At 74.9% G+C, this 3,120-nt stretch carries 3 protein-coding genes; all 3 read right to left on the reverse strand.

What is annotated here, in order from left to right; genetic code table 11:
- A partial coding sequence (locus tag GUY61_RS36635) for an acyclic terpene utilization AtuA family protein (RefSeq protein WP_243767005.1) occupies positions 1 to 1,645 on the reverse strand: 1,645 nt, incomplete at its 3' end.
- Positions 1,646 to 1,713: 68 nt separating this feature from the next.
- Positions 1,714 to 2,511, reverse strand: coding sequence for a TIGR03084 family metal-binding protein (locus GUY61_RS36640; protein WP_166634620.1), 798 nt, complete (start codon positions 2,509 to 2,511; stop codon positions 1,714 to 1,716).
- A 345-nt stretch (positions 2,512 to 2,856) separates the two neighbouring features.
- Positions 2,857 to 3,120 (reverse strand): SH3 domain-containing protein (locus GUY61_RS36645; RefSeq protein WP_208106900.1); only part of this gene is annotated, 264 nt, incomplete at its 5' end.

The raw sequence follows: 3,120 nt of genomic DNA on the forward strand, positions 1-3,120 counted from the left end.
GCGGGGGGAGCAGGTCCGCCGGGACGGAGACGTGGCGCGCACGGAGCCATTCGCCGAGGGCCTTGGCCTGCGGGTCGAAGCGGGCCTGGGACGCCACGCCCTCGCCCAGCAGCCCCTCGACGACGAAGTTCAGCGCGCGCAGGTTCGGCAGGACGTACCGCCGTACGCCCAGGTCCCGGCTCTCCGGGATCAGCGTGCGGAACCGCTCCGTGGTCAGCGTGTGCGCGAGCCAGCGCCAGGCGTCCTCGCTCCGCGCCCACACGCCCACATTGGCGTCGCCGCCCTTGTCGCCGCTGCGCGCCCCCGCGACCTCCCCGAGCGGTGCCCGCCGCACCGCACCGGCGGGCAGCGGCTCGGGCGGCAGCGGCTCCGGTACGGGTTCGAGTACGGCGGTGTGCGCCGGCGCGGGCACCTTCACCCGCCGCCCGTCGGGCAGCACGGCGACGTGATCCACCTCCGCCTGTCCGACGTGCCGAGCGGCGAACACCCCGTAGGGGGAACCCTTGCCGGGAGGGGCGGTGAGATGGAACCCGGGGTAGCCGCCCAGTCCCAGTTCCACGGCGGCGCCGCTGACGGCCCGGCCCACCCTCTCCGGGTCGCCGTCCCGTACGACCAGCCGCAGCAGCGCGCTCGCCTGCTCCTCCGTCGCCGCGTCGGCCCGGTCGGTGCGGGCCAGCTCCCAGCGGACCTCGGCGGGCCGGGACCCGGCCCTGGCCAGCGCGTCCTCCATCTGCTCGCGCACCAGGCCCGCCTTGGCGTCGATGTCGAGACCGGTCAGGACGAAGACGACCTCGTTGCGCCAGCCCCCGAGCCGGTTCAGCCCCACCTTCAGGGTGGGCGGCGGGGCCTCGCCCCGTACCCCGCTGATCCGCACCCGGTCGGGCCCGTCCGCCTCGAGTCGTACGGTGTCGAGGCGGGCCGTGACGTCCGGCCCCGCGTACCTGGCCCCGCCCGTCTCGTACAGCAGCTGCGCCGTGACCGTCCCGGTGTTCACCACACCGCCCGTGCCAGGGTGCTTGGTGATGACGCAGGACCCGTCCTCGTGCACTTCGGCGAGCGGGAATCCGGGGCGCCGCACGTCGTGCTCGGTGAAGAAGGAGTAGTTGCCGCCGGTCGCCTGGGTGCCGCACTCCAGGACGTGTCCGGCGACGACGGCGCCCGCGAGGGCGTCCAGGTCCTCCGGGGTCCAGCCGAAGTGCGCGGCCGCGGGTCCGGTGACCAGGGCGGCGTCCGTGACCCGGCCCGTCACCACGACGTCGGCCCCGGCCCGCAGGCACTCGGCGATGCCGAATCCGCCGAGGTAGGCGTTGGCGGAGAGCACCCCCTCGCCCCAGTCCCCGCCGGGCGCCCCGAGCAGGTCGTCGCCCTCGACGTGCGCGACCTTCACGGGGACGCCGACCCGGCCGGCCAGCTCCCGTACGGCGCCGGCGAGCCCCGCCGGGTTGAGCCCGCCCGCGTTGGCGACGATCCGCACCCCGCGTTCGCGGGCCAGCCCCAGGCATTCCTCCAGCTGCCGCAGGAAGGTCCTGGCGTAGCCGAGCCGCGCGTCCTTGATCCGGTCCCGCGCCAGGATGAGCATCGTCAGCTCGGCGAGGTAGTCCCCGGTGAGGACGTCCAGCGGCCCGTCCGTCAGCATCTCGCGCATCGCGTCGAAACGGTCCCCGTAGAACCCGGAGGCGTTCCCGATCCGCAGCGGGGCCCGTCCGGCGGCGGTCACGCCGCCCCCTTCGGGGCGCGTCCCGGTCCGGGCGGCCCGGCGAAGGACTGGGCGATGCCGAGCCAGTGGTCGGCGTCCGCGCCCTCGGCCCGCACGTCGACGTCGTCACGGTGCGCCCGCTGCGTCACCAGCAGGCAGAAGTCCAGCGCGGTGCCGGTCACGCGCTGTGCGGCATCCTCGGGACCGTAGCTCCAGGCCTCCCCGCCGGGGGCGGTGAGCTCGATCCGGAACTCCTCCTTCGGGGGCTGGAGTCCCCGGGCCCAGTACGCGTAGTCCCTGGCCCTGACGCCGATCCGGGCCACGTGCCGCAGCCGGGCGGTCGGCTCGCGCACCGCACCGAGCGCGTCGGCGACGTCCTGCCCGTGCGCCCAGGTCTCCATCAGCCGCCCGGTGGCCATGGAGGCGACACTCATCGCCGTCCCGTACCACGGCATGCGTACGCCCTGCGGATGCCGTGCCAGCGCCTCGGCCAGCGCCGTCCGCCCGGCCCGCCAGCGCGCCAGCAGCTCGGCCGGGGGGAGCTCGGCGCCCGCGTCGGCGCCCGCGTCGACGAAGGTGTCGGGCGCGGACAGGGCCTCCTCCACATGCCGTCCGAAGGCCTCGGGATCGGTCGCGGACAGCAGCGCCTGCTCGTCGGTCCAGGCGAGGTGCGCCACCTGGTGGGCGATGCTCCAGCGGGGCGCGGGCGTGGCCCGCCCCCAGTCCTCCTCCGGCAGCCCGGCCACCAGCCGGTCCAGCTCCTCTCCCTCGTCCCGCAGGTCGCGGAGTACGGCTTCGGTGGCGGCGTCCGGCATGGTGCGGCTCTCCCTGTACGGCGGTGTGTACGGCGAGGTGGTAAGCGACGAGCGGTGCTGCGGGCTCAGCGTGGCAGCGGACCCATAAACAATCAAGCGTGCTTGCATGAATTTCTGCGGCAAAAAACCGCCGAGCGCGTCCGGGCCCCGGCCGTGGTTCGTCGGCCGGGGCCCGTAAGCGCCCGTCGGTTCCGTCCCGCCGTTCCCGGCGCCACCGTTCGCCGCCGCGTGCGGCGCGAGCGGGGCGGTGCCGCCGCGTGCGGCGCGAACGGGCCGCTGCCGCCGTGCTGAGCACCGGTGCCTCACCGCGGGTGCTGGAACACCGGCTGCTTCAGCGCCGCCGGTTCAGCACTGGCGGCTGACGTTCCCCGTCTCGTTGCCCCTGAGGAAGATCGCGCTGACGTAGCCCACCCCGCCCGCGCGCAGCGGCAACTGCACCCACTTGTCGTTCGTGTAGCCCTCCGCGGTGACCAGCTGGCCCGTGACCCAGCAGTTCGCCGGGTAACTCTCCCCGGCCGCCACCGAACTGACCACACCGCAGTTCGTCGACGCACACGACCGCACATTCGCCGACGTCCACGCCGTCACCGTCGTCGTACCCCCACCGCC

This window comes from Streptomyces sp. GC420 (assembly GCF_009916105.1).
In the GTDB taxonomy this organism is placed as follows: domain Bacteria; phylum Actinomycetota; class Actinomycetes; order Streptomycetales; family Streptomycetaceae; genus Streptomyces.

Bases quoted from the DNA above. Each gene is read 5' to 3' on its own strand.
- GUY61_RS36640 (WP_166634620.1), bottom strand. From the start codon at position 2,511: ATGCCGGACGCCGCCACCGAAGCCGTACTCCGCGACCTGCGGGACGAG.